We start from the raw sequence: 2,459 nt of genomic DNA, 5'->3' as shown, positions 1-2,459 counted from the left end.
CCGTGTATAAAAAGTTTCCAATTTTCGCACAAACTTTCCATGGCCGCTAGGGCTGAGTGAGCTTCTGGGAAAGTCAACAAATGCGAATCGCCAACAATACTGCGAATTGTGCCACCGTATTCTTCGCAAATGTTTTTTTCAAAAGTATCAAAGTTGGTGAGCAAATATTCAACGTCTCTGATAGAATTAGATTCTTGATAAGCAATAAAACCTCTCAAATCCGCTTTAATTATTGCTTGATTTTCCACAATTCGCGTCTTGTAACTTTGGTCAACTTTGTAAACCTTTTCAGGTTCGCTCATCCCTTTCAAGGAAAACTCATTGACAAAAGATGTTTGCACTTCTGCTTTGTTGAGCGCCAGCCATGCTGCTTGGGACAAATATATTTCATCCTGGGGAGTTACTGATTCTATACGCGCTGTTAAATTGACCGTATCGCCAAAGATATCTTTATCTTGATGCAAGACATCTCCCAAGGTAATCGACACGCGAATAGCCAATCGTTCGTCGTTCGATTTGCTAGATTGTTGGGTTCTCAATTCTTGCTGCATTTCTAAGGCTGCCATCGCGGCTGCTGTGACGCTGGGAAAAATCAGCCAAAATGAATCACCTTCGCCTTTGATCAAACTTCCTTCATTTCTGGTACTAATATCTGAAATAAAAGTTTTATGCTCGTTCAACAAACTACTTAAGTCCGACTGAGATAATTTTTTAACTCGGGCGGTATATCCGCAAATATCTGTTTTTACGATCACAGTAGAACGCAAATTAGCCATAACCTACCCTGACTGATCAAAAACCAGTAATAAATTTAATTTGGCAAAGACGCAACTGTTTCCGAACAGTCGTGTCTTTGCCTTCTGAATCTCCTGGCATCGCGTCCGATCGCTTCTGCAAGAATTGTAGCATCTGGCACAGGGTCTGGCGTGTAGTAGGCGGCGGCTTTTTTGGCGACGATTTCGACTTGTGCGCCTGCGAGAATCCAATCTTCGAGGATGGGGAGGCGATCGACTACTTGAATGCCAGAATTGATAATAGCATTGTATTTGAGATGGCTCATGGAAACTAAACGGTCAGTGCGAGGGATACCCAACCAGTGCAGCACGTCTGGCATTAGTTCTTGAAACCGCATATCTTGAAATCCTGCAACACATTGAGTGCGAGTAAAATAGTCATCAGGGCGATCGCCACCTTCGAGCCTTTTGGGAGCATCTCAGTTTTGCAAAAAGCATTTTTTTATTATAGTGCGAGCACGCAAGAGCTCGCGTATTCTACAACTCGCGAGCGGGGACAGCACTTATAAATGCAAAACTGAGATGCTCCCAGCCTTTTTCTGGCATTGTACACCAAAAACTTAGTTACTTCCCCCAAAGCTCTGCCTTGCTTGCGGAAGTAAACAATTACCCCAGAACTACCGGATTGTGCCGTTTGGATGCAAATTTCGATACCCTGTACCAAATCAGGACGGCAACAAGTGCAGATATCCGAACTAAACACGTCAGAACCCTTGCATTCATCGTCTACCCGTACCGCCAACTGCTTCTGTGGGTCAGAAATATGCACGACATTGCCAATAATATAAAGCAACACGGCTCAGTTGATTTTAGATTTGGGGATTGGGGAATGGGGATTTTTCATTTAAGATTTTAGATCGAGTGATATGCTTGGGTAAATGTTAATTTTTTCCGAAGTGAGTAACACCAAATCCGGTAGCATCAGAATGATTCATCTCTCTATTCTCGGACTCTGTGTCCTCTGTGTTCTCTGTGGTTAAATCATTCCGATGTAACGGTCAACGATATAACGCTATATACATGAACGCGATTTTTTATGAAAGCAATCTCTGTGTCTATTTTTAGATTACTTTTGCTCTCCCTGAGGGGCTTATCCCAGCAGCAAAATTTGACAAATATCATGTTTATTAAAGCTGCTATAATGTTATTGTATAACCCAATAGAGTTCATTTAAGGAGAAGAGCGCGGATGAGAGCATTGACACACTGGATTGTTTCATGAATTATTAGCAGATACGCGCCCCTACAATAGACATCTTCAATAACTCTCAACTCAATAAAATATTAACTAGAAAATTTCATGTTGCCAGCTACATCTAATTATTTGCTAAAAAATGGTCGCGTACCCGAATCTCTTCTAGAGATGAAATCGATCGCCAATTCAGCGTCTACTATCACCACAACAGCCGATCGCAATTTTTGTCTGGTGGATCTGGAAATTGCCAACGGCGCGATCGCCCAAATCATCCCCACAGGTACAGAATCTTTATCCCAACTTGCAGATATTCCGATGGTAGACTTGCAAGGCGGCTTAATTTTCCCGTGTTTTGTCGATATGCACGCGCATTTAGGGAGCACCACAGAATGATTGATCCTATAATGACCCAAAGATAATTTCAGTGTGCAGCGTATCTTATGTCTCTAAAATCTATCATGAAACTGACCG

4 protein-coding genes are annotated in these 2,459 nt (G+C 42.2%); 1 reads left to right on the top strand and 3 read right to left on the bottom strand.

Annotation, left to right across the window (positions count from 1 at the left end; all coding sequences use genetic code 11):
* From JGK20_RS33975 to JGK20_RS33965, 3 genes are all read right to left on the bottom strand, one after another.
* Positions 1-776: adenylate/guanylate cyclase domain-containing protein (locus JGK20_RS33975; protein WP_293233793.1), on the bottom strand; the 776-nt coding region annotated here is incomplete at its 3' end.
* A 35-nt stretch (positions 777-811) separates the two neighbouring features.
* Positions 812-1,132, bottom strand: a complete 321-nt coding sequence (locus tag JGK20_RS33970) for a hypothetical protein (RefSeq protein WP_293211030.1) — start codon at positions 1,130-1,132, stop codon at positions 812-814.
* Between the two features lie 107 nt (positions 1,133-1,239).
* A complete protein-coding gene (locus JGK20_RS33965; RefSeq protein WP_293190253.1) occupies positions 1,240-1,590 on the bottom strand; it encodes a hypothetical protein in 351 nt (116 codons plus the stop codon).
* A gap of 503 nt (positions 1,591-2,093) precedes the next feature.
* Between JGK20_RS33965 and JGK20_RS33960 the strand changes: the two genes are divergently transcribed.
* Positions 2,094-2,381, top strand: a complete 288-nt coding sequence (locus JGK20_RS33960) for a hypothetical protein (protein ID WP_293209034.1) — start codon at positions 2,094-2,096, stop codon at positions 2,379-2,381.
* Positions 2,382-2,459: the final 78 nt, after the last annotated feature.

The organism is Microcoleus sp. PH2017_05_CCC_O_A, from assembly GCF_020738785.1.
In the GTDB taxonomy this organism is placed as follows: Bacteria; Cyanobacteriota; Cyanobacteriia; order Cyanobacteriales; family Microcoleaceae; genus Microcoleus.
The sequence above is the reverse complement of the archived record's forward strand: the minus strand, read 5'-3'. Positions and strand labels throughout refer to the sequence as shown.

Bases quoted from the DNA above. Each gene is read 5' to 3' on its own strand.
- JGK20_RS33970 (WP_293211030.1), bottom strand. From the start codon at position 1,132: ATGCGGTTTCAAGAACTAATGCCAGACGTGCTGCACTGGTTGGGTATC.
- JGK20_RS33960 (WP_293209034.1), top strand. From the start codon at position 2,094: ATGTTGCCAGCTACATCTAATTATTTGCTAAAAAATGGTCGCGTACCC.